The sequence below is a fragment of the Nocardia lasii genome, from assembly GCF_042658545.1.
Lineage (GTDB): Bacteria > Actinomycetota > Actinomycetes > Mycobacteriales > Mycobacteriaceae > Nocardia > Nocardia lasii.
On sequence record NZ_JBHSQN010000004.1, the window covers coordinates 56360 to 82468 of the forward strand.

Below are 26109 nucleotides of genomic sequence, written 5' to 3' on the forward strand. Positions count from 1 at the left end.
TGGAAACTCAGAGCAGCCCGTGTCCGCCGAGCAGGCCGCCGCCGTCATCGCTGTCCGGCGTGGTCGTCGACGAGTTGCCCAGCAGGCCCGTGTCCGTGGCGCCGAGGCCGGGACCGAACGCGCCACCCACATCGACTCCGTCCAGCGAACCGGTGAGGGAGCTGGTGGTGTCGGCCAGGCCACCGGTCGCGGCACCGGCGGTATCGGCGACCGCGCCCGTGGCGGCACCGGTGGTGTCGACCAGACCGCCGGTCGCGGCCTCGGTGGTGTCGTACACCGGAGCGGTGGGCGCCGGCGTCGGCAGCGGGGTGTAGTCGTAACCGGGCAGCGGGCCGGTGGCGTCCTGGATCGGCGCCGTCACCCCGCCCACGGTGTCGCTGACGGTACCGCCGAGACCGGAGGTGGTGTCGAAGGGAGCGCCCGCACCGTTCAGATCGGTCGGCAGGCCGCCGCCGAGCAGGCCACCCTCGCCACCGAGCAGACCGCCGGTGACTCCGTCGACCGTGCCGAAGCCGGTCTCCAGGCCCGACCCGACCGCGTCGGTCGCGCCGCCGAGGACGCCGCCGGTGGCATCGGTGGGCAGGATGCCCGCGGTGCCGGGGAGGCCGTCCACGTTCGGGACGAGGCCACCACCGGTGGGCAGGGACCCACCCAGATCGTTGGTCGGGAGGCTGCCGGTGAGGCCACCGACCACGCCACCGAGATCAGCCGTCGGGGCGCTACCGGTCAGGCCACCGACGACACCGCCGAGATCGGCCGTCGGTGCGGTGCCCGTCAGGCCACCGACCACACCACCGAGATCGGCCGTCGGCACACCCGCACCGGTTGTCGGCACGACGCCACCGAGCAGGCTGCTGGCCGGCAGACCCGCGCCACCCGCGGGAACCAGGCCGCCGAGCAGGCTGTTCACCGGAAGACCCGCGCCGCCGGTCGGAACGATCCCACCGAGCAGGCCGCTCACCGGCAGGCCGCTCCCGGCCGGGACGACGCCGTCGAGGAGGCCGCCGCCCGCCGAACCACCGGTGATCGCGCCGGTCACGGCATCGACCGGGCCGAAGCCGGTCTCCAGACCGGTGCCCGACGGGTTCGGCTCACCGGGCGCGATCCCGGCCAGGTCGCCGAGGCCGGTGGCCAGGCCCGCGTTGTTGAAGGTGTTGCCGAGATCGAAGCCCAGATCGTCATTGCTCAGGCCGATCAGGCCCGCGGTGGTGGCCGCGGCCGCACCGGTGAGCGCGCTGGCCGCGTTCGCCGCCGACGCCGCGCCATCAGCGGCCGAGGAGGTCGCCGAGCTGTACGGCGAGGAGTTCGTCGAACCGGTGTTGTTGTGGCTGGCACCGCTGAGGCCACTGCTGAACACGCCGGCCACCGCGTCCGGGTTCAGGACGTCGGTCATGCCGTTCATGATTCCGCCGATGCTGTCGACATTGCCGCCGACGCCGGTGATGTCCTCGAACGTGGAGCCGTTGATCAGGCCGTCGATCAGGTCGTTGCCGATCGGGGACTGGTCGATCGCCGCGCCGACGCCGCTGGTGGTGATGTCCTGGAAGGCCGCGCCGTTGAGGACATCGAGCACGCCGTCGTCGACCACATCGTTGAGAACGCCGTTGAGAATCGGGCTCTCGTCGATCGCCGCGCCGATACCGCTGGTGGAGATGTCCTGGAAGTTGGCCGCACCGAGCAGGCCACCCTCGCCACCGAGCAGACCGCCTTCGCCGCCGAGCAGGCCGCTCACGATGCCGCCGTCGATCACATCGTTGAGCACCGAGCTCTCGTCGATCGCCGCGCCGATGCCGTTGGCGGTGATGTCCTCGAAGACCGCGCCGCCGAGCAGGCCGCCCTCGCCGCCGAGCAGACCGGAGGCGATACCGCCGTCGATCAGATCCGCCGCGCCGCCGGCGCCACCGATACCCGCCACGCCGCCGTCGAGGACGTCGTTGAGGATCGGGACGTTGGACTCGTCGATCGCGGCACCGATACCGCTGGTGGTGATGTCGGTGAAGTCACCGCTGAGCAGGCCGCCGGCCAGGCCGGTCACGGCCGCGCCGTTCAGGATGCCGCCCAGGTCGTCGACATTGCCGCCGACGCCGGTGATGTCTTCGAAGGCCGCGCCGTTGAGGATGCCGCCCGCACCCGCCAGGCCGCCTTCGCCGTTCAGGATGCCGCCGTTGAGGATGCCGCCCGCGCCGGCCAGGCCACCGGTGCCCGAGAGCAGGCCACCCGCGATGCCGGTCACGTCGCCGGTGTTGGTCACGTCGCCGAGGGCGCCGCCGATGCCGGTGATGTTCTCGACGTCGACCAGATCGGTGAAGGTGGATTCGTCGATCGCCGCGCCGATGCCGTTGGTGGTGATGTCCTCGAAGTCGCCGCTGAAGATGCCGCCCGCCAGGCCGGTGATGTCCCCGTCGACCAGACCGCCGCCGAGCAGGCCACCGAGTGCGCCCGCCCCGGCGCCGTCGCCGCTGAGCACACCGCCCGCCACACCTGCCACGCCGCCGTCGACCAGGTCGCCGACCCCGGTGATGTCGCCGGTGTTGGTCACGCCGCCGAGCAGACCGCCCGCGCCGCCACCGAGCAGACCACCGTTGAGCACGCCGCCCGCACCGGCAAGGCCACCGTCGCCGTTGAGGATCCCGCCGGCCCCGGCCAGCCCGCCGTCGCCGTTCAGGATGCCGCCCAGGTCGTCGATGTTGCCGCCGATTCCGGTGATGTCCTCGACGTTCACGCCATTGAGGATGTCGCTCTCGTCGATCGCCGCGCCGATGCCGTTGATCGTGGTGTCCTCGGCGCCACCGAACAGGCCGCCGTCGCCGGCCGCACCGAGCAGGCCGTTGCCCACCCCGGCCGCGCCGAGCAGGCCACCGTCGCCGTTGAGGATGCCGCCGGCACCGGCCAGGCCACCGTCACCGTCGCCCGCCAGGCCACCCACGATGCCGCCGACCACGTTGCCGTTGCCGACGCCGCCCGCGCCGGCCAGGCCGCCGACGATATTGCCGACATCGCCGACATCGACCGCGTCGGTCACATCATGGGCGCCGATGCCGGTCAGATCGCCGCCGACCAGGCCACCACCGAGCACACCGCCAAGGGCGCCTGCCAGCGCGCCGTTGCCGAGCCCGCCGAAGTTGTTGAGCGACTCGTCGACCTGGCCGCCGATGCCCTGGATCTGCACGTCCTCCCACGCACTGGCCACGCTGTTGGCCAGGCCGCCGAAGTTGTCGCCGATGCCGTTCACATCGTTGAGTCCCGCGCCGAAAATGTTGTTGCCGCCGAGATTGATGTCGCCCATGTCAGTCACATCCCCAATGCCAGAAAGGTCAAGGTCGCCTACCACGCCGGTCACATCGCCGATCGAACCGACGATCCCGGTCACATCTCCCGCAATGCCACCGGCAACACCAGTCACATCACCTGCAATCCCACTGATGTCACCGACGGAGCCGGTCACATCGCCGATCGTGTTCGCCACATCCAGATCCCCGATCAGCCCGGTGACACCGGTGATATCGCCGATCGAGCCGGTCACATCGCCGATGACTCCACCTACCCCGGTGAGGTCGCCGACAGAGCCGATCAAGTCGCCACCGACGCCGGTCACATCGGCGATGCCGGTGACGATGCCGGTCAGGTCGCCGGTGAAGGCGCCCACATCGCCGGCGACGCCGGTGATGTCGCCGAAGAAGCCGGTGAGGTCACCGACCGAACCGGTGAGGTCGCCGCCGATCCCGGTGATACCGGCGACGAAACCGCCGATGTCGCCACCGAAACCGGTCAGGTCACCGAAGGAACCGGTCACGTCACCGAACAGGCCGGACACGTCGCCGACCGAGCCGGTGATATCGCCCAGCGAACCCGCGATGCCCGAGATATCGCCGAACGAACCCGCGATCCCGGTCAGCGAACCGGTGATGTCGCCGACCGAACCGCCGATGCCGGTGAGCGAGCCCGTGATGCCGGTGAGCGAGCCACCGATGTCGCCGACGGAGCCGCCGATACCGACCACCGAACCGACCAGGTCGCCGCCGACATTCACCACGTCGCCGAAGCTGCCGGTGATGCCTTCGAAGGTGTTGTTCCAGTCGCCCGAGATCGACACCAGGTCACTCACCAGGCCGCTGCCGAAACCGGTGATCGCGAAGGCGTTGTCGCTGAGGCCGGCGATCATGGCCGACCAGTCGCCGGAAACACCGGTCACGTCGCCCACCAGATCGCCGAAGTTCAGGTCACCGAAGGCGCCGGTCAGGTCGCCGAAGGTGCCACCGACATTGCCGATCATGTTCGACCAGTCACCGAAGACCGTGGTGACGTCGCTGAACGAATCGGTGATGCCGGTCAGGTCGCCGAAGGTGCCGGTGAGGTTGCCGACGTTGGTGATGTCGCCCAGCAGGCCACCCGTGCCGCCTCCGCCGCCACCACCGCCGCCGCCCGTGCCGCCGCCGATGATTCCGGTGATGTCGCCGATCGTGCCCGTGATGTCGTTGCCGCTCAGAGGTCCCGTCATGTCGCCCACCGTGCTGGTCAGGTCACCGGCGATGCCGGTCACGTCGTTGATTCCGGTCAGGTCGCCGCCGACACCGGTCAGATCGCCGAGAGAACCGATGAGGGTGCCGGTCGGGTCGGCGGTGATGTCGCCGATCGTGCTGGTCAGGTCGCCGCTCAGGATGTCGCCGACGGCGCCGACGCCAGTCAGGTCACCGATCACGTCACCGTTCACGAGGCCGCCGGTCAGGTCGCCGGTGTCGACCAGGTCGCCGGTGATGTCACCGATCGAGCCGCCGAGCAGGTCGCCGTTGATGAGGCCGCCGGTCAGATCGCCGACGCCGGTCAGATCGCCGGCGACGCCGGTCAGGTCGCCGACGAGGCCGCCACCGACGAGGCCGCCGGTGATATCGCCGATGCTGCCGACATCGGTCAGGTCGCCGTTGATGAGGCCGCCGGTGATGTCACCGATGTTGCCGACGTTGGTGAGGTCGCCGGTGATGTCACCGACGCTGCCGAGGTCGCCCGCCACGCCGGTCAGGTCGCCGACGAGGTCGCCACCGACCAGGCCACCGGTGATATCGCCGATGCTGCCGACATCGGTCAGGTCGCCGACCAGGTCGCCGCCCACGAGGCCACCGGTGATGTCACCGATGTTGCCGACATCGGTCAGGTCGCCGACCAGGTCGCCGCCCACGAGGCCACCGGTGATGTCACCGACACTGCCGACATTCGTGAGGTCGCCGACGAGGTCGCCGGTCACGTCGCCGTTGATCAGGCCGCCGGTCACGTCGCCGATGCTGCCGAGGTCGCCTGCCACACCGGTCAGATCGCCGACGAGATCGCCACCGATCAGATCGCCGCCGACCAGGCCGCCGGTCACGTCGCCGATCGCGCCGTCGAGCAGGTCGCCGGTCACGTCGCCGTTGATCAGGCCACCGGTGATATCGCTGATATTGCCGACATTGGTGAGGTCGCCTGCGATGCCGGTGAGGTTGCCGACGTTGGTGATGTCGCCGTCGAGCAGATCGCCGGTGATGTCACCGACGCCGTTGAGGTCGCCGGCGACGCCGGTCAGATCACCGATCAGATCGCCACCGACCAGGCCGCCGTCGATGAGATCGCCGGTGATGTCACCGATCGCGCCGATTCCGGTCAGACCGCCGAGCAGGTCGCCACCGACCAGACCACCCGTGATGTCGCCGACCAGATCGCCGCCCACCAGGCCTCCGGTGATATCGCCGATCGAACCGATCCCGGTCAGGCCACCGAGCAGGTCGCCGCCGACCAGGTCGCCACCAACGAGGCCGCCGGTGATGTCGCCGACCAGATCGCCGCCGACGAGGCCGCCCGTGATGTCGCCGATGCCATTGAGATCGCCGGCTACACCGGTCAGGTCACCGATCAGATCGCCATTGACGAGGCCGCCCGTAACGTCACCGACCAGGTCTCCACCGACCAGGCCACCGGTGATGTCACCGATACCGTTGAGATCGCCCGCGACGCCGGTCAGGTCACCGATCAGATCGCCATTGACGAGACCGCCGTCGACGAGGTCGCCGGTGATGCCACCGATCAGATCGCCGCCGACCAGGTCGCCGCCAACAAGGCCACCGGCGATGTCGCCGACCAGGTCGCCACCCACCAGGCCACCGGTGATGTCGCCGATCAGATCGCCGCCGACGAGGCCGCCGGTGATGTCGCCGATGCCGCTGAAGTCGCCGGCGATGCCGGTCAGGTCGCTGAGTACGTCGCCGCCGACGACGTTGCCGATCAGGTCGCCACCCACCAGGCCACCGGTGATGTCACCCACCAGGTCGCCGTTGACGAGACCGCCCGTGATGTCACCGACAAGGCCGCCGTCGATGAGGTCGCCGGTGATGTCACCGATCGAACCGATACCGGTCAGGCCACCGAGCACGTCGCCGTTGATCAGACCGCCGGTGATGTCACCGATCGAACCGATACCGGTCAGGCCGCTGAGGAGGTCACCACCGACAAGGCCGCCGATAAGGTCGCCACCGACCAGGCCGCCGGTGATATCGCCGTTGATCAGACCGCCGGTGATATCGCCGATCGAACCGATGCCGGTCAGGCCGCTGAGCAGGTCGCCTCCGAGCAGGTCACCGTTGATCAGACCGCCGGTGATGTCACCGATCGAACCGATACCGGTCAAGCCGCCGATCAGATCGCCGTTGACGAGACCGCCCGTGATGTCGCCGACCAGGTCGCCGTTGACGAGGCCACCGGTGATGTCACCCACCAGGTCGCCACCGACCAGGCCACCCGTGATGTCGCTGATCACGCCGCCGTCGATGAGGTCGCCAGTGATGTCGCCGATCAGATCGCCACCCACCAGGCCACCGGTGATATCACCCACGAGGTCGCCGTTGACGAGACCGCCCGTGACGTCGCCGACCAGGTCGCCACCGACCAGGCCGCCAGTGATGTCGCCGATCGAGCCGTCGATGAGGTCGCCGGTCACGTCACCGATGGAGCCGATGCCGGTAAGGTCGCCGCCGACCAAGCCGCCGACCAGGTCTCCGCCGACGAGGCCGCCGGTGATGTCGCCGATCGTGCCGATGCCGGTCAGGTCGCCGCTGAGGATGCCGCCGGCGATACCGGTCACGTCGCCGAGTGCGCCGATGCCGGTCAGGTCACCGCCGGTGATGTCGCCGACCAGACCGCCGAGGTCACCGGTGTTGGTGATGTCGCCGATCAGGCTGCCGATGTCGCCGGTGTTGGTGATGTCGCCGTTGAGGATGCCGCCGAGGATGTCGTTGTCGGTGATGTTGCTCAGCAGGTCACCGTTGACGATCCCGCCCGCGATGCCGGTGAGGTCGCCGGAGTTGCTGAACAGGTTGCTCGCGAGGCCGGCCAGGTCGATGCCGCCGATGAGATCGCCGCCGATGAAGTCGCCGCCGATGCCGGTGACCGCGGCGGCCAGACCGGTGAGGCCGATCAGGTTCGCGATATCGCCGTTGTTGGTCACGTTGCCGACGTTCTCGACCAGGTCGCCGGTGAGCTCGTTGTCGCTGATGCCGCTCAGGACGTCGCCGTTGATCAGGCCGGCGAGGTCGTTGTCGGTGATGTTGCCGACGAGGTCGCCGTTGACGACTCCGCCTGCGACGCCGGTCAGGTTGCTCAGGATGTCGCCGTTGACCACACCACCGGTGACCGCCGACAAATCGTTGAGGAAATCGCCGGTGAGGACGCCGTTCTCGGTGATGTCGCCGACGATTTCGCCGTTGAGGATGCCGCCCGCGACACCGGTCAGATCACCGGTATCGAGCAGGTCGCCGGTCACGTCACCGTTGACCAGACCGCCGGTGACGTCGTTGAGCACGTCGCCGTTGATCAGTCCGCCGGTGATGTCCCCGTCCACGAGGTCACCGGTGATATCGCCGATCGAGCCGACGTCGGTCAGGTCGCCGATGATGTCACCGTTCACCAGGCCGCCCGCGACACCGGTGAGATCGCCGTTGACGAGGCCGCCGGTGATGTCACCGTCCACGAGATCGCCGGTGATGTCACCGATCACGTCGCCGTTGATCAGGCCACCTGCGACACCCGCGATGTCGTTGTCGGTGATCGAGCCGACCAGGCCACCGATGTCACCCGAGTTGTCGAGCAGGTCGCCGGTGATGTCGCCGGCCACACCGGTCAGGTCGCCGTTCACGAGGCCGCCGGTGATGTCACCGGTGTTGGAGATCAGGCCGCCCGCGACGCCGGTGATGTCGTTGTCGACCAGGCCCGCGGTGAGATCGCCCGCGACACCGGTCAGATCACCGTCGATGAGGTCGCCGGTCACGTCGCCGTTGACCAAGCCGCCGGTCAGGTCGCCCGCGATGCCGGTGATGTCACCGTTGAGGATTCCGCCTGCGACGCCCGCGATGTCGTTGTCGGTGATCGAGCCGACCAGGCCGCCGATATCGCCGGAGTTGTCGAGCAGGTCGCCGGTGATGTCACCGTTGACCAGGCCGCCCGCGACACCGGTGAGATCGCCCGCGACGCCGGTCACGTCGAGCAGGTCACCGGTGATGTCGCCGTTGATCAGGCCGCCGGCCACACCGGCCAGCCCGCCGTCGATGAGATCGCCGGTCACGTCACCGTCGATCAGGTCGCCGGTGATGTCGCCCGTGTTGGAGATGAGTCCGCCCGCGACACCGGTGAAGTCGCCGTTGGTGATGTCGCTGAGCACGTCGCCGTTCACCAAGCCGCCCGCCACGCCGGTGATGCCGCCGACCACGTCACCGGTGTTGGTGATGTCGCTGAGCACGTCGCCGTTCACGAGACCGCCCGCGACGCCGGTGAGGTCCCCTGCGACACCGGCAATACCGCCGTCGATGAGGTCGCCGGTGATGTCACCGTTGACCAGGCCGCCCGCCACGCCGGTCACGTCGAGCAGGTCGCCCGTGATGTCGCCGTTGGTGATGTCACTGAGCACGTCGCCGTTCACCAGGCCGCCCGCCACGCCGGTCACGTCGCCGACCAGGTCGCCCGTGTTGGTGATGTCGCCGATCAGGTCGCCGTTGACCAGGCCCGCGGTGAGGTCGCCCGCGACCCCGGTGAGGTCGCCCGAGTTGTCGAGCAGGTCGCCGGTGATGTCACCGTTCACCAGGCCGCCCGCGACACCGGTCAGGCCGCCGTCGATCAGGTCGCCGGTGATGTCACCGTTGACGAGGCCGTTGGTCAGGTCGCCGGCCACGCCGGTCAGGTCGCCGGTGTTGCCGGTGATGTCGCCGACCGAACCGATCAGGCCACCGATATCGCCGGAGTTGTCCAGCAGGTCGCCCGCGACACCGGTCAGATCGCCGTTGACCAGGCCCGCGGTCAAGTCGCCCGCGATGCCGGTCACGTCGCCGTTCACGAGGCCGCCCGCGACGCCGGTCAGGTCACCCGCGACGCCGGTCAGGTCGCCCGCGCCGGTGATGTCGCCGACCGAACCGATCAGGCCACCGATGTCACCGGAGTTGTCCAGCAGGTCGCCGGTGATGCCGCCGTTGATCAGGCCGCCCGCGATGCCGGAGATATCGCCGGTGTTGGTGATGTCGCCGAGGACGCCGCCGATGTCGCCCGAGTTGTCGAGCAGGTCGCCCGCGATGCCGGTCACGTCGCCGTTGACCAGGCCGCCCGCGATACCGGTGAGATCGCCGGTGTTGGTGATGCCGCCGACGATGTCGCCCGCGACCCCGGTCAGGTCGCCGTTCACCAGACCACCCGCGACACCGGTCAGGTCACCGTTCACCAGACCACCCGCGACACCGGTCAGGTCACCGTTCACGAGGCCGCCGGCCACGCCCGCCACGTCGCCCGCGATGCCGGTCAGGTCGCCGGTGTTGCCGGTGATGTCGCTGACCAGGTCGCCGGTGTTGGTGATGTCGCCGACCACGCCGCCGATGGCGCCGGAATTGTCGACGAGGTCACCGACAATGGTGCCCGAGTTGTCGAGCAGGTCTCCGTTGATCAGACCGCCGGCCACGCCGGTGAGGTCGCCGCTGTTGCCGGTGATATCACCGACGATGTCTCCGGTGTTGTTCACGAGTCCTCCTGCCACGCCGGCGATATCGCCGCTGTTGGTGATGTCGCCGACCGAGCCGATGAGACCGCCGATCGTGCCGCTGTTGCCGGTGATGTCACCGACCGAACCGATCACGCCGCCGATATCGCCGCTGTTGGTGATATCGCTGAGTACGTCCCCGTTGACGAGACCGCCGGCGATGCCGGTCAGGTCACCGTCGACGAGGTCGCCGGTGATGTCGCCGTTGAGGATTCCGCCCGCGACGCCCGCGAGGTCGCCGTTGTTGGTGATGCCGCCGATGATGTCGCCGGAGTTGCCGGTGAGGTCGCCGATCACGTCCCCGTTGACCAGACCGCCTGCGACGCCGGTCACGTCGCCGGCGATGCCGGAGATATCGCCGGTGTTGTTCACCAGGCCACCCGCCACGCCGGTGAGATCGCCTGCGACACCGGCGATGTCGCCGTTGACCAGGCCACCCGCGATGCCGGTCAGGTCGCCGTTGGTCACGTCGCCGATGATGTCGCCGTTGACCAGGCCGCCGGCGATGCCGCTGACGTCGCCGACCGAGTTGGTCCAGTCGCCGACGGAGAAGACCAGGTCGTCGACGTTGTCGGAGATGTTGCCGATCGAGCCGGAGTTGTCGAGGAGGTCGCCGGCGATGCCGGTGAGGTCGCCGCTGTTGCCGATGTCGCCCACCGAACCGACGAGGTCGCCCGCGATGCCGCTGATGTCGCCGGTGTTGTTCACCAGGCCGCCCGCGACGCCGCTGATCGTGCCCGTGTTGTCGATCAGGTCGCCGGTGACGTCGCCGTTGATCAGGCCGCCGGTCACGTCGCCGTTGATCAGGCCGCCTGCCACACCGGTGATGTCGCCCGCGATGCCGGTGAGGTCGCCGGTGTTGCCGGTCAGATCGCCTGCCACCCCGGTCAGGTCACCTGCGATGCCGGTGAGGTCGCCCGAGTTGCCGGTGAGGTCGCCCGCGACGCCGCTGACATTGCTGAGCAGGTCGCCGCCGACGCCGGTGAGGTCGCCGTTCACCAGACCGCCCGCGACACCGGTGATGTCGCCGATCACGCTGGGGTCGCCGACCACGCCGGTGAGGTCGCCTGCCACGCCGGTGATGTCACCCGCGATTCCGCTCAGGTCGCCGGTGTTGCCGGTGATGTCGCCGACCGAGCCGACCAGATCGCCCGCGATGCCGGTGAAGTCGCCCGAGTTACTGAGCAGGCCGCCCGCCACCCCGGTGAGGTCGCCGGAATTGCTGAGCAGGTCGCCCGCGACACCGGTCAGATCACCCGAGTTGCTGAGCAGGTCGCCCGCGACACCGGTCAGATCACCCGAGTTGCCGGTCAGGTCGCCGGCGATACCGCTGACGTCGCCCGCGATGCCGCTCACGTCGCCGATGGTGTTGGTCAGATCGCCGGTGTTGTTGACCAGGCCGCCCGCGATGCCGGATACGTCGCCGACCAGGTCGCCGCCGACGCCGGTCACGTCGCCGATGCCGCTGAGGTCGCCTGCGACGCCGGTCAGGTCGCCCGCGATGCCGGTGAGGTCACCGGAGTTGCTGAGCAGGCCGCCCGCCACCCCGGTCACGTCGCCGACAGTGTTGGTCAGGTCGCCGGTGTTGTTGACCAGGCCGCCCGCGATGCCGGTCAGATCGCCGGAATTGCCGGTCAGGTTGCTGAGCAGGTCGCCGCCGACGCCGGTCACGTCGCCGATTCCGCCGGCGACACCGGTGAGATCGCCCGCGATGCCGGAGATGTCGCCGACCGAACCGAGCACGCCGCCCGCGACACCGGTCAGGTCGCCGGAGTTGCCGGTGAGGTCGCCGAGGGTGTTGGTCACGTTGCCGACGGTGTTGGTCAGGTCGCCGGAGTTGCCGGTCAAGTCACCGGCGATTCCGGTCAGGTCGCCCGTGATTCCGGTGATGTCGCCGACCGAACCGACATTGCCGGTCACATCGCTGATCGAATTGGTGAGATCGCCTGCGACCCCGGTGACATCGCCGACCGAACCGACGGTGTTGGTGAGATCGCCTGCGACGCCGGTCAGATCGCCGACCGTGTTGGTCACGTCGCTGATGGAACCGACGGTGTTGGTCAGATCGCCCGCGACACCGGTGACATCGCTGATCGAACCGACCGTGCCGGTCAGGTCCCCGGCAACACCGGTGAGATCGCCCGCGATGCCGGTGACGTCGCTGATCGAACCGACAGTCTGGGTCAGGTCGCCTGCTACGCCGGTGAGATCGCCGACCGTATTGGTCACGTCGCCGACGGAGCCGACGGTCTGGGTCAGGTCGCCGGCAACGCCGGTCAGATCGCCCGCGACGCCGGTGACGTCGCTGATCGAGCCGACGGTGTTGGTCAGATCGCCCGCGACGCCGGTGAGACCGCCGGCCACGCCGGTCACGTCGCCGACGGTGTTGGTCACGTCGCTGATCGAACCGACGGTGTTGGTCAGATCGCCCGCCACACCGGTCACGTCGCCGACCGTGTTGGTCACGTCGCTGATCGAGCCCACGGTCTGCGTCAGGTCACCCGCCACACCGGTCACGTCCCCGAGCGAGCCGACCGTCTGCGTCAGATCACCCGCTACGCCCGTGAGGTCGCCTGCGACGCCGGTGACGTCGCTGATGGAACCAACGGTGTTGGTCAGATCGCCCGCCACACCGGTCACGTCGCCGACGGTGTTGGTCACGTCGCTGATGGAACCGACGGTCTGCGTCAGGTCGCCCGCGACACCGGTCACGTCGCTGATAGAACCGACGGTCTGCGTCAGATCACCCGCGACACCGGTCACGTCGCTGATAGAACCGACGGTCTGCGTCAGATCACCCGCCACGCCGGTCACGTCGCTGATAGAACCGACGGTCTGCGTCAGATCACCCGCCACGCCGGTCACGTCGCTGATCGAACCGACCGTGTTGGTCAGATCGCCCGCAACACCCGTCACGTCGCTGATCGAGCCCACGGTCTGCGTCAGGTCACCCGCGACACCGGTCACGTCGCCGAGGGAACCGACCGTGTTGGTCAGGTCACCCGCGACGCCGGTGAGATCGCCGGCGACACCGGTCACGTCGCTGATCGATCCCACGGTCTGGGTCAGGTCACCGGCGACACCGGTCACGTCGCCGAGGGAACCGACGGTCTGGGTGAGATCGCCCGCGACACCGGTCACGTCGCTGATCGAACCGACCGTGTTGGTCAGATCCCCCGCGACGCCGGTGAGATCGCCGGCGACACCGGTCACGTCGCTGATCGAGCCGACGGTCTGGGTCAGGTCACCGGCGACGCCGGTCACGTCGCTGATGGAACCGACGGTACCGGTCAGATCGCCTGCGACACCGGCGATGTCGCCGACGGAGCCGACGGTCTGGGTCAGGTCGCCCGCTACACCGGTGAGGTCGCCGACGGTGTTCGTCACGTCGCCGACCGAGCCGATGGCGCTGGCGACGTCGCCGACCGTGTTGGTCACGTCGCCGACGGAGCCGACGGTTCCGGTGATGTCGCCGACGGAGCCGAGCACATCGCCCGCCACGCCGGTCACGTCGCCGACCGAGCCGACAGTTTGGGTCAGGTCACCGGCGACACCGGTCAGGTCGCCGGTCATTCCGGTGATGTCGCCGATGTTCTGGGTGAGATCGCCCGCGACGCCCGCGATGTCGCCGACGGAGCCGACGGTCTGGGTCAGGTCGCCGGCAACGCCGGTGAGGTCGCCCGCGACACCGGAGATGTCACCGACGGATTGGGTGATGTCGCCGACCGAGCCGACAGTTTGGGTCAGGTCACCGGCGACACCGGAAACGTCGCCGACCGAACCGACCAGGTCACCGGCAACCCCGGTCACGTCGCTGATCGAACCGACCGTCTGCGTCAGGTCGCCCGCAACGCCGGTCACGTCGCTGATCGAACCGACGGTGTTGGTCAGATCGCCCGCGACACCGGAGATGCCGCCTGCCACACCGGTCACGTCACCGACCGAACCGAGCACATCGCCCGCCACCCCGGTCACGTCGCTGATGGAGCCGACCGTCTGCGTCAGGTCGCCGGCAACGCCGGAGATACCGCCTGCCACACCGGTGACGTCGCCGACCGTGTTGGTGAGATCGCCCGCCACACCGGCGATGTCGCCGACCGAACCGACGGTCTGGGTGAGATCGCCGGCAACGCCGGTGAGATCGCCCGCCACGCCGGAGATGCCGCCTGCCACGCCGGTCACGTCACCCACCGAGCCGAAGACGTCGCCCGCCACCCCGGTCACGTCGCTGATGGAGCCGACCGTCTGCGTCAGGTCACCCGCAACACCGGAGACGTCGCCGACCGTTTGGGTGATGTCGCCGACCGAGCCGACGGTGTTGGTGAGATCGCCCGCGACACCGGAGACATCGCTGATCGAGTTGGTGAGATCGCCCGCGACCCCCGTGATGCCGCCTGCCACGCCCGTCACGTCACCGACCGAACCGAGCACGTCACCGGCGACACCGGTCACATCGCTGATCGAACCGACGGTGTTCGTCAGGTCGCCCGCGACACCGGAGACATCGCCGACCGAGCCGAGCACGTCACCGGCGACACCGGTCACGTCGCTGATGGAGCCGACTGTGTTGGTCAGGTCGCCCGCCACGCCGCTCACATCGCTGATCGAGTTGGTCAGGTCGCCCGACACGCCCGACACGTCGCCCACCGACTGCGTCAGGTCGCCTGCGACGCCCGAGACATCGCCCACCGAGTTGGTGAGGTTGCCGACGGTGTTCGTCAGGTCGCCTGCCACGCCGGTCACGTCGCCGATCGAGCCGGCGCCGTTGCCGATGCCGCCGGTCACGCCGGTCACCGACTGGGTGAGGTCGCCCGCGATGCCGGTGAAATCGCCTGCCACACCGGCGATGTCACCGACCGAGCCGACCGTGTTGGTGAGATCGCCTGCCACGCCGCTCACGTCGCTGATCGAGCCGACCAGGTCGCCCGCGACACCGGTGACGTCGCCGACCGAGCCGACCGTCTGCGTCAGGTCGCCCGCTACCCCGGACACGTCGCCGGTGATGCCGGACAGGTCGCCGCCGACGCCGGTGATGCCGCCGGTGATGCCGCTGATCGAGTTGGTGAGGTCGCCTGCCACGCCCGAGACGTCGCCGACCGAGTTGGTCACCTCGCCGACCGAGCCCGCGATGCCGGTGATGTCGCCCGCCACGCCGGTGAGGCCGCCGGCGATGTCGCCGACCGAGCCCACCGTGTTCGTGAGGTCGCCCGCGACGCCGGTCACGTCACCGACGGACTGGGTGAGGTCGCCGGCCACACCCGAGATGTCGCCGACCGACTGCGTCAGGTCACCCGCGACGCCCGAGACATCGCCGATGGAATTCGTCAGATCGCCCGCCACGCCGGTTACGTCACCGACGGAGCCGACGGTGCCGGTCACGTTGCTGAGCAGGTCGCCGCCGACGCCGGTCACGTCACCGACGGTGTTGGTCAGATCGCCCACGGAACCGACGGTGTTGGTGAGATCGCCCGCGACGCCGGAGATGTCGCCGGTCATGCCGGTCAGATCGCCCACGGTGTTGGTGACGTCGCCGACCGAGCCGACGGTGCCGAGCAGGTCGCCGCCGACGCCGGTCACGTCGCCGATGCCGCCCGCGACGCCCGAGATGTCGCCGATGGAATTCGTCAGATCGCCTGCCACGCCGGACAGGTCGCCCGCGATGCCGGTGATGTCACCGACGGAGCCGACGGTGTTGGTCAGGTCGCCGACCGAGCCGACGGTGTTGGCGAGATCGCCTGCGACGCCGGTGAAGTCGCCTGCGACGCCGGTCAGGTCGCCTGCCGCACCGGACAGGTCGCCCGCTACACCGGTGAGATCGCCTGCGACACCGGCGATGTCGCCGACCGAGCCGACCGTGTTGGTCAGGTCGCCCGCGATGCCGGTGATGTCGGTGATATCGCCCACCGAACCGACGGTGTTGGTGAGATCGCCTGCCACACCGGTGATGTCGGTGATGTCACCCACCGAGCCGACGGTGTTGGTGAGGTCACCTGCCACACCGGTGATGTCGCTGATAGCGCCCAGGTTGGTGATGTCGCCGACCGAACCGACGGTGTTGGTCAGGTCCCCGGCGACGCCGGTCAGGTCGCCGATCGAACCGACGTCGGTGATGTCGCCCGCGACGCCGGTGAGATCACCGACGGAGCCGACGGTGCCGAGCACGTCGCCCGCTACCCCGGTGAAATCGCCTGCGACACCGGCGATGTCGCCGACCGAGCCGACCGTGTTGGTCAGGTCGCCGCCGATGCTGCCGATGTCGCCGATCGAATTGGTGATGCCGCTGACGTCGCCCGCGACACCGGTGAGGTCGCCCGCGACACCGGATACGTCGCTGATCGAGCCGACCACATCGCCGGCCACGCCGGAGACGTCGCCGACGGAGCCGACCAGGTCGCCCGCGACACCGGTGACGTCGCCGACGGAGCCGACCGTGTTGGTGAGGTCGCCGAAGGTGTTGGTCAGGTCGCCGGCGACGCCGGTGACTTCGCCGACCGAACCGGCGATCCCGGTGATGTCGCCGGTCACGCCGGAGATGCCGCCGGTGATCCCGGTCAGGTCGCCTGCCACGCCGGTCAGGTCGCCCGCTACGCCGGTGACGTCGGTGATGGAACCGAGGTCGCCGCCGACCGCGGTGAGGTCGCCGACGGTGTTGGTCAGGTCGCCCGCGACGCCGCTGATATCGCCGCCGACCACGTCACCGACGACGTTGCTCACATCGCCGATGGAGCCGAGGTCGCCTGCCACCCCGGTGAGATCGCCTGCCACACCGGTGAATTCGCCGACCGAACCCGCGATGCCGGTGATGTCGCCGATCGAGCCGACCGACTGGGTGATGTCGCCGACGGAGCCGATTCCGCCGTCGAGAACATCGCCGACCGAGCCGATGTCACCGACCACATCGGTCACGTCACCGACCGAGCCGACGCCGGCGACCACGTCACCGACCACATTGCTGACATCGCCGACCCCGGTCAGGTCGCCGACCACATTGCTCACGTCACCGACGGAGCCCACACCCGAGATCACGTCACCGACGGAACCGACATCGCCGCCGATCACATCGCCGACCACGTTGGTCACGTCGCCACCGATCACGTCACCCACCACGTTGGTCACGTCGCCACCGACCACGTCACCCACCACGTTGGTCACGTCGCCACCGACCACGTCACCCACCACGTTGCTGACATCGCCGATCGAACCGACGCCGGCGATCACATCACCCACGGACCCGATATCGCCGACCGAGCCGAGCACATCCCCACCGACCACGTCACCCACGACGCCACTCACGTCGCCGACCGAACCCACACCCGAGATCACGTCACCCACGGAGCCACCGACTCCGGTCAGGTCGCCCACCACATTGCTCACGTCACCGACGGAGCCCACGCCCGAGATCACGTCGCCGACCGAGCCACCGATGCCGGTCACGTCGCCGACCGAGCCGAGCACGTCGCCACCGACGACGCCACCTACGACATTGCTGACGTCACCCACCGAGCCCACCCCGGAGATCACGTCGCCGACCGAACCCACGTCGCCGACCACCTGGGTGACGTCGCCGACCACATTGGTCACGTCGCCGATGGAGCCGACGTCGCCGCCCACCGAGCCGATATCGGACAGCACGTCGCCGACCGAACCGCCGACGCCGGTCACGTCACCGAGGACGTCACCGACCGAGCCGATATCGGTCACGTCGCCTACCGAGCCGATGCCGCCGGCGAGCACGTCGCCCACCGAACCACCGGTCACGTCGCCGACGACGCTGCCGATCGAGCCGACGTTCTGGGTCACGTCGCCGACCGAGCCGACGACGTTGCCCACGTTGCCCACCTCGGTGAGGTCGCCGACCACATTGCTCACATTGCCGACACCGCCGACCACGTCGCTGACGTCGCCGATGCTGCCGACCTCGGTGAGGTCACCCACCACGTTGGTGATGTCGCCGATGTTGCCGACCCCGCCGACGACCTCGCTCACGTCACCACCGACACTGCCGATGTTGGTGAGGTCCCCGACCACGTTGCTGATGTCGCCCCCGACATTGCCGACATCGGTCAGCCCGCCGACATTGGTGAGGTCGCCGACCACATTGCTGATGTCGCCCCCGACATTGCCGACGTCGGTCAGGCCGCCGACCACGTCCCCGCCGATGTTGCCGACGTCGGTGAGTCCACCGATGTTGGTCACGTCGCCGACTACGTCGCCGACGGAGCCGATGCCGGTCACCGCGTCGGTCACATCGCCGATCGAGCCGATATCGCCGGTGACCGAGCCGATCACGTTGCTGATGTCGCCCACCGAGCCGGCGCCGTTGAGCACGTCGCTCACGTTGCCCGCGACGTTGGTGAGGTCGCCGACCGAGCCGATGTCGCCGGTCACGTTGGTCACGTCACCGACGACATTGCTGACCGCGCCCGCACCGTTGAGTACGTCGGTCACGTCGCCGACGCCGATGTTGCCGGTCACGTTGCTCACGTCACCGACGACGTTGCTGATGCCACCGTCGACGACGTCGCCGACCACGTTGCCGACGCCGCCGTCGACCAGGTCGCCGGTGATGCCGCCGATGTCGGTGAGGTCGCCCGCGACACCGGTGATGTCGCTGATCGAGCCGATGTTTGTCAGGTCGCCGACCGCACTCGCCCCGTTGAGGACGTCGGTGACGTCGCCGATGTTGCCTGCCACGTTGCTCACGTCGCCGACCACGTTGCTGACATCGCCCACCGAGCCGATGCCGCTGACCACCTCGGTGACGTCGCCGATCGACCCGATGTCGCCCGCGACGTCGGTGATGTCGCCGATGGCGCCGATCCCGGTGACGGCGTTGGTCAGGTCGCCGACGTTGCCGGTGGTGACGTCGCCGAGGACGTCCCCGACGGTGTCGGCGTCGTTGAGCACGTTGGTGACGCTGCCGATTCCGCCTGCCACGTCGGTGATGTCGCCGATGGAGCCGACGTTGCTGATCACGTCGGTCACGTCGCCGATCGAGCCGGCGCCGTTGAGCACGTCGGTCAGGTTCTGGTCGCCCACCACCTGATTCACGTCGCCGACGACGCTGCCGATGGATCCGGCGCCGTTGAGCACGTCGCCTACGCTGCCCGCGTCGATGTCGGTGATGCCGCCGAGGACATCGCCCACCGAGCCGACGTTGGTGATGCCGCCGACCACGTCGCCGACCGAGCCGTTGAGCACGTTGCTGACGGCGTCGAGGTCGGTGATGTCGCCGACCGAGCCGATGTTGGTGACTCCGCCGAGGACGTCGCCGGCCACGTTGCTCACGTCGCCGACCGAGCCCGCCCCGTTGAGCACGTCGCCGACGGCGTCGATGTCGGTGATGTCGCCGAGCACGTTGCCGGTGTTGGTGACCGAGCCGAGCACGTCGCCGACGGATCCCACGTTGCTGAGAATGTCGCCGGCCGAGCCGACGGAGGCCACGTTGCCGAGCACATCGCCCACGTTGGTGACGCCACCGAGCACGTCGCCGACGCCGCTGATGTCACCGGCCGAGCCGATCACGTCGCCGACGGTGCCGACGTTGTTGAGCGTCTGGATGAAGTCGCCGAAGGCGAGCTCCTCGAGCACGGTGTTGAAGTCGCCGAAATCGCCGAAGTCGTTGAATACGTTGCTGATCGGGCTGACGCCGGTGAGGACGCCGCTGACGCCGCCGAGCGATCCGGAGACCACCGATACGGGCGCGGTGAGGTTGCCGATCAGCGCGTCGCCGATCTGGACGGCGTTGAACGCGTCGGTCATGTCGGTGGCGATCTGGGCGGCTTCGTTGAGTGCGTTGATGCCGGTGATGTCGCCGAGGGTGCTGCCGTTGGCCAGGCTCGCGATGTCGCCGAGGTTGGCGCCGCTGATCAGGTTGGTGACGTCGCCGACGTTGTTGCCGCCGAGCAGGTCGCCGATGTTGGCGCCGCCGACGAGGTTGGTGACGTCGCCGAGGGTGTTGCCGCCGCCGATCACGTCGCCGAGGCCGGTGATGTCGCCGAGGTTGCCGACCGTGTTGGTGAGGTCGCCGAGCTGGCCGACGTTGGTGAGGTCACCGAGGGTGTTGGTGAGGTTGCCGACGTCGCCGAGGTTGCCGAGTGTGTTGGTCACGTCGCCGAGGTTGCCCAGGGTGTTGGTCAGGTTGCCGACGTCGCCGACCACGTTGGTCAGGTTGCCGACGTCGTTGAGCGTGTCACCGAGGTTGCCGATGCTGCTCAGGGTGTCGCCGAGGTTGCCCAGGTTGTTGAGGGTGTCGCCGAGGTTGCCGACGTCGCCGAGGTTGCCCACGTCGCCCAGGTTGCCGATGTCGCCGAGGTTGATTCCGCCGAGATCGGTGCCGTTGAGCAGGTTGCTGACCGGGTCACCGTTGAGCAGGTTGCTGATCGGGTCGCCGGTGAGGATGTCGGGGCTGAAGATCTCGTTGTCGCCGTTGCCCTGGTTGTTGGTGGTGTTGCCGCTGTTGTTGTTGGTGGTGTTGCCACCGTTTCCGCCGTTGCCGCCGCCACCGTTGTTTCCGCCGGGTCCTCCCGGTCCCCCGGGCCCACCGGGCCCACCATTGCCGCCGCCACCGTTGTTTCCGCCACCCCCGTTGCCGCCGTTGCCGCCGCCCCCGTTGCCACCGTTACCGCCACCACCATTGCCCCCGCCGCCGTTACCGCCGCCGCCGTTACCGCCGCCGCCGTTACCGCCGCCACCATTGCCGCCGCCACCATTACCGCCGCCACCATTACCGCCGCCACCGTTACCGCCGCCGCCCCAGCCGCCATTACCTCCACCACCACCGGGCCCACCCGGCCCGAACCACCGACCTGGCCCACCGAAATACATCGCAGGCCCTGCCCCGGCCCCATAAGCCCCATACCCCGCACCAGCCCCATTACCGCCACCCGCGGCCGCACCGGATCGCCCGCCACCGCCACCACCGGCGGCACCGAAACGCCCGGCTCCACCGCCGAACCCGCCGTAACCGCCATACCCGGCGGCCCCGTACCCACCGGTGCCAGCACCCGCGCCGGCACCGACGATCCCGCGCAGCGGTGCCCCGCCGCCATCACACACCGAACGCGCCACCATCGGCGCGCAGGCAGCGATGTACTGCGGGGTCGCACACAATTTCGCCTGTTCGATGACCTGGTCGGGCGCATTGCAGTACGCGGCCGCGGCCTTCGGATCGCGCAGCAGATCGAGAATGAACTGCAGGATTGCGTTCTCCATGGGTGTGGTCATCGAAATCAGCTCCTTCGTGGATTTGCACGATGCTTCGACGCTATGGCTGCGGGCCTTCGGGTCGTAACGGGGCGGACCCCCGCATCTGGGCGGGTGCCTTCGTTAGGGGATTGCGGGGGATTAGGGGATCGGCCCGACGATCCAGCTCCGGGCCGTAACAGCAGCCGCTCAGCAACCGACAATGGAAATAGCTCGCTCGATGGTGTCCGTAGCTCCCGCATCCGCAGAGGTTTCGATATGACAGACCGTCTCGCGCTCGGCGTCACCGTCGGTGCATCGCGTTCAGTGGCCGTCGCGACGGCTGCCGACGGCGGTGAACCGGTGGCCGTGATCCAGCGACCCACTGCCGTAGAAGTAGCGACGACCGCGGGTCCTGCGGTCTTGGTGGAGGGGTTCTTATCGCGGGTGGGTGACCCGGTACGGATGCTCGCGCAGGACGGCTCCAGTCATGTGGCCGCCGACCTGGTAGCAGCGGCAACGACCCGGTTGATCGCCGATATCGCCGAGGTCACCGATGCCGACGCGGCGGTTGTCGCGTGCCATCCGGGGTGGTGGCCGGAGGTGCGGGTGCAGGCGGTGCGCGCGGCGTTGGACAACGCGGGCGCGGGCGCGGTGGTGCTCGTTCCCGAGCCGTTGGCCGTTGTTCGTCGCTATGAGATCGAGCGCGGTCTGCTCGACGAGGGCGCCCTCATCGTCTACGACCTCGGTGACAGTGGCCTGACGGTTTCGGTCGTGCGGACCGGGGAGAAGTCGGGTCTGCTGGGCGTTCCGGTGCACAGCTCGGAGATCGCCGGCTCGGAATTCGATTTGCTGACAATGCGCTATGTCCTGGGCCACGCGCTCGGCGACAACGAGATCAATCCGTTCGATCCGGCGGTCGAGACCGAGTTGGCGGCCCTGCGGGAACGCTGCCGCGTGGCGAAGGAAGATCTCTCGCTCGACACCGCGACGGTGGTGACGGTGGGTGCGTTGGCCGCCGATGGCAGCGGCCAGGTGCGCATCGTGCGTAACGAGCTGGAGGATCTGCTCCGCTCCGATGTGCAGGATTCGCTGGAGCTGGTCCGTGAGGCCGTGCAGCGGGCCGGGGTGGATATGCGTGAGGTGGAGTCGGTGCTGTTGACCGGCGGTGGTGGCGCGATGCCGTTGGTCGCCGAGCTGGTGTCCTCGGAGTTCGGGCTGCCGGTGGTGGCGTGTGTCGATCCGGCCACCGCGAGTGCGGCGGGTGCGGCGGAGTTGGCGGCGGATCTGTTGGCCGCGGAGAGTCCCGGGGTCTCGCCCCTGCTGGTCGACGGTTTGGGTTTGGCGGCCGGTCTGGCCGAGGAGCCGTCGGCCGCGGCCACCGGTTTCCCGGTGATCGACCCCGATCTCCTCGAGCGGGTCGAGGAGCCCGAGGAGTCGACGATCGACTTCGACGAGCCCGTGACCACCGGATCCGAACTCGCGACTACCGAGTCCACCGGTAAGCACGCCGCGGTCGCCGGTTCCGAGCTCGCTACGGCGGAGCCGTTCGGTGACGGCCCCGCCTTCTCCCTCGATGACATCGAGGACGACGACCCCAAGCCCCAGGTGGTCAATCGCAAGCGCATCGCCGTGATCGCCGCGGCGGTGGTCACCTTCGGCGCGCTGACCGCGGGCACCCTGGCCGTCGCGCCTCAGTTCGCGACCCCGAGCACGCCGTCGACGACGGAGAACGGCTCCCCCAGCGGCGGTGCCGATTCCCCGGTCTCGATCGCGACGACGCCCCCGTTGGACGCGAACGGTCGCCCGGTGATCGGCACGCCTGCCCTGGACGCTTCCGGCAAGCCGATCCCCGGCGCCCCGACCCTCGACGCGGCGGGCAAACCGATTCCGGGCACCACCGTCGACGCGACCGGCAAGCCGGTGGTCGGCACGCCCACCGTCGACGCCACGGGCAAGCCGATCCCCCCGGGTACGCAGAGCGCGCCGCAGGCCGGTCAGTCGCCCACTCAGCAGCAGCAGCAGCAACAGCAGCAATCGGCCGGTTCGGCCCCCGCGCCGGGCGCACCGGCCCCGGCCCAAGCCCCCCGGCAGCAGCAAGCGCCCGCACCGCAACAGCAGCAGGCGCCCGCCCCCCAACAGCAGGCCCCGGCTCCGGCTCCGCAACAGCAGAGCCCCGCTCCCCAGCAGCCCGCTCCGCAGCAGCCAGCCCCGCAGCAACCGGCTCCCCAGCAACCGGCCCCGCAGCAACCCCGCCCGCAGGTGCCGGCGCCCCAACTACCCAATATCGCCCAGGTTCCCGGCCAGGTTCTCAATGGCGCGGGCGAGGTAGTCGAGGGAACCGTCGGTGGCGTCACCCAGCTGCCCGGTGGACTGCTCGGAGGCGGCAATTGAGTTCGATCGCGCTCGACACCATGCCCAATGCCCGTGAAGTTCTCCGATCGGTCGATGCCGCGCCGCAGAAACCGGTGGTTTTGCTGCTGTCCGGCCGTTCCGGCACCGGGAAGTCGGTGTTGCTCGAGGCCGTGCGTCAGCGGTTGCGTGGCCGTGGTCTGTCGGTGGTGGCCACCGCGCCGTCGGCGGAGGACAACGGCGCGGTGATGGTGGCCGACGACCTGCACACCATGCCGCTCGACCAGCTAGAGGCTCTGCGTGTGGAGATCGAGTCCGGCACCCGTTCCTTCATCTGCGCGATGCAGCCGCGCCCGCATCATCCGGCGTTGCGTGCCCTGTGTGAGGCGATCAACCGGCACGGCCGCACGGTGGAGTTGCGTGCGCTGGGTTGTGGGGAGATCGGTTCCTTCGCCCGTGAGCTCGGTGTCACCGTCCCGCGCCCGCTGGTCGTGCATATCCACGACAAGACCGCCGGTGTGCACGGTGGCGTGGTCGCGGCCCTGTTGGCGGCGGGTACGGCCCGGCTGGACGCCGGTTTCGCCGCGGTCGACGAGGCGCTGACCGGCTGGACCCGGTCGCAGCTGGCCGGTGCCGACCCGGCCCTGCTCGACACTCTCGTCGTGGCCGCCACGGGGACCGGCCTGGACGCGGGTGAGCTCGCCGAGGTTCTCGGCGTGGAGCTCCCGGTCGCCAACGACCTGCTCGCTCGCGCTCGCGCCTGCTCGCTGGTCACCGACGCTGATCTGCTGTTGAGCGCGGCCGTGCCCCAACTGCGCATCCTGCTGGGCGATCGCCGCTATGTCGAGGTGCAGAAGCGCCTGCTCGACACCCGCCTCGACGCGGGCCTGCTCCGCGACCACACCGCCTTGCTGCTGGCCGAGTCCGGTGTCCGTGACGACCGGTTGGCCGAGTTCTTGTGCCGCGCGGCCGAGCACAACCGCGCCGAAGCGGCCCGCTATTACGCCGCCGCCGTCGCCGCGGGCACCGATCCGCGCTCGATCGCCCTGTCGTGGGCCGAGGCCGCCGCCCGCGCCGGCGACGACGACACCGCCCTGCGCCTGGCCGAGCCCCTGCTCGACAGCACCGACGCCGACGGCGCCGATCTGTCCGCCGCGGTGCGTATCTGCGCGAGCGTCCTCACCCGTCGCGGCCTGGTGAACCGTGCCGCCGCCCTGTATCGCTGGTTGGGTGCGAATCGGGTCGGCGCCGACTGGGCGGTCGCGGCGACGGTCTTGGTCTTGGCGGGCGATGGCGCCGCGGCCGCCGATGTGGCCGCCGATGCCGAACAGTGGCCGCCCACCCAGGCCGCCGCGGGGACCCGGTTGATCGCGCACGCCCTGCTCGCGTCCCTCGACCCGCACGGCGCGGGCACCGCGGCCGCCATCTCCGAACTCGTCCAGGCGGCCCATACCGGCAATCGCGACGGCGGCGTGACCACCCCGTGCAGTGCCGTCACCGCGGCCGCGCTGTTCAGTTTGAGCGCGGGCGAGCCCCGTCGCGCCGGTGACGCGATCCGCGCCGCGGCCGGTGCGGGCTTGCAGTTGCCGGTCCTGTCGGCGTGGACGGCGCTGCGCATCGGTGACGAGTGCCTGGCCACCGAGACGCTGGCAGGCATCGATATCGCCACCCTCGCCCCCCGCGACCGTCTGCTCGCGCACGCGTTGGCCGTCGGTCTGGCCCGGCGCAGCGGCGACGAACAGGCCCTGCACAATGCCTGGACTGCCGCCTTCCCGCTGTTCGACGAGGTCGATGTCGATCTGTTGAGCCTGGTCCCGATCGGCGAGTTGTGGTTGGCGGGCATCCAGTTGCGCGACGAGGGCCGCATCCAACCGTTGGTCGAGGCCGCTTCGGCTCTGCTGCGTACCTTGGGCCGTGCCCCTGCCTGGACCAATGCCTTCCACTGGTACGGCGTGCAGGCCGCGATCGCGAAGTCCTCGCCGACCGATCTGCTCCCGCACGCGCACGCGTTGAAGAACGCCGCGGCCGACGGCGATCCGCATGCCGCCGTGCTGGCCGACGCGGGTCGCACCTGGCTGTTGGTCCTGCGCGGTCAGGTCGATCTGGCCGCCGTGCAGTCGGCGGTGCTCGCCCTGGCCGCCCAGGGTCACACCTTCGACAGCGCCCGTCTCGCCGGTGACACCGCCCGGGTCGTCGACGACCCCACCTCGGCCAACGCCCTGCTGAAACTGGCCCGCTCGGTCCGCATCCCGGCGCGCCCGGATCCGTCGCGGACCAGCACCGACGACCCCCAGCCCGGCCCTCAGCAGGTGATCGAACCGCGCGCGCTCAGCGATCGCGAACGGGAGGTGGCCGAGCTGGTGCTGCTCGGTCTGACCTATCGCGAGATCGGCGCTCGGCTGTACATTTCGGCGAAGACGGTGGAGCATCACGTGGCGCGGATCCGACGTCGGATAGGCGCGCGCTCACGATCCGAATTACTGTCTATGCTGCGCGCGATGGGGCACGGTTCGCTACTGGTGTGACCTCGCGCGAAT

General features: G+C 69.4%; 3 protein-coding genes. 2 read left to right on the forward strand and 1 reads right to left on the reverse strand.

Going from position 1 to position 26109, the window contains the following annotated elements:
- Positions 1-7: 7 nt before the first annotated feature.
- Positions 8-21262: a hypothetical protein gene (locus tag ACFP3H_RS09755; protein WP_378602793.1), complete on the reverse strand. Its 21255-nt coding sequence runs from the start codon at positions 21260-21262 to the stop codon at positions 8-10.
- Positions 21263-21667: 405 nt separating this feature from the next.
- Between ACFP3H_RS09755 and ACFP3H_RS09760 the strand changes: the two genes are divergently transcribed.
- Positions 21668-23614, forward strand: a complete 1947-nt coding sequence (locus tag ACFP3H_RS09760; RefSeq protein ID WP_378602796.1) for an Hsp70 family protein — start codon at positions 21668-21670, stop codon at positions 23612-23614.
- Positions 23611-26097, forward strand: coding sequence for a LuxR C-terminal-related transcriptional regulator (locus tag ACFP3H_RS09765; RefSeq protein WP_378602799.1), 2487 nt, complete (start codon positions 23611-23613; stop codon positions 26095-26097). The genes ACFP3H_RS09760 and ACFP3H_RS09765 overlap by 4 nt, the downstream gene beginning before the upstream one ends.
- Positions 26098-26109 lie beyond the last annotated feature (12 nt).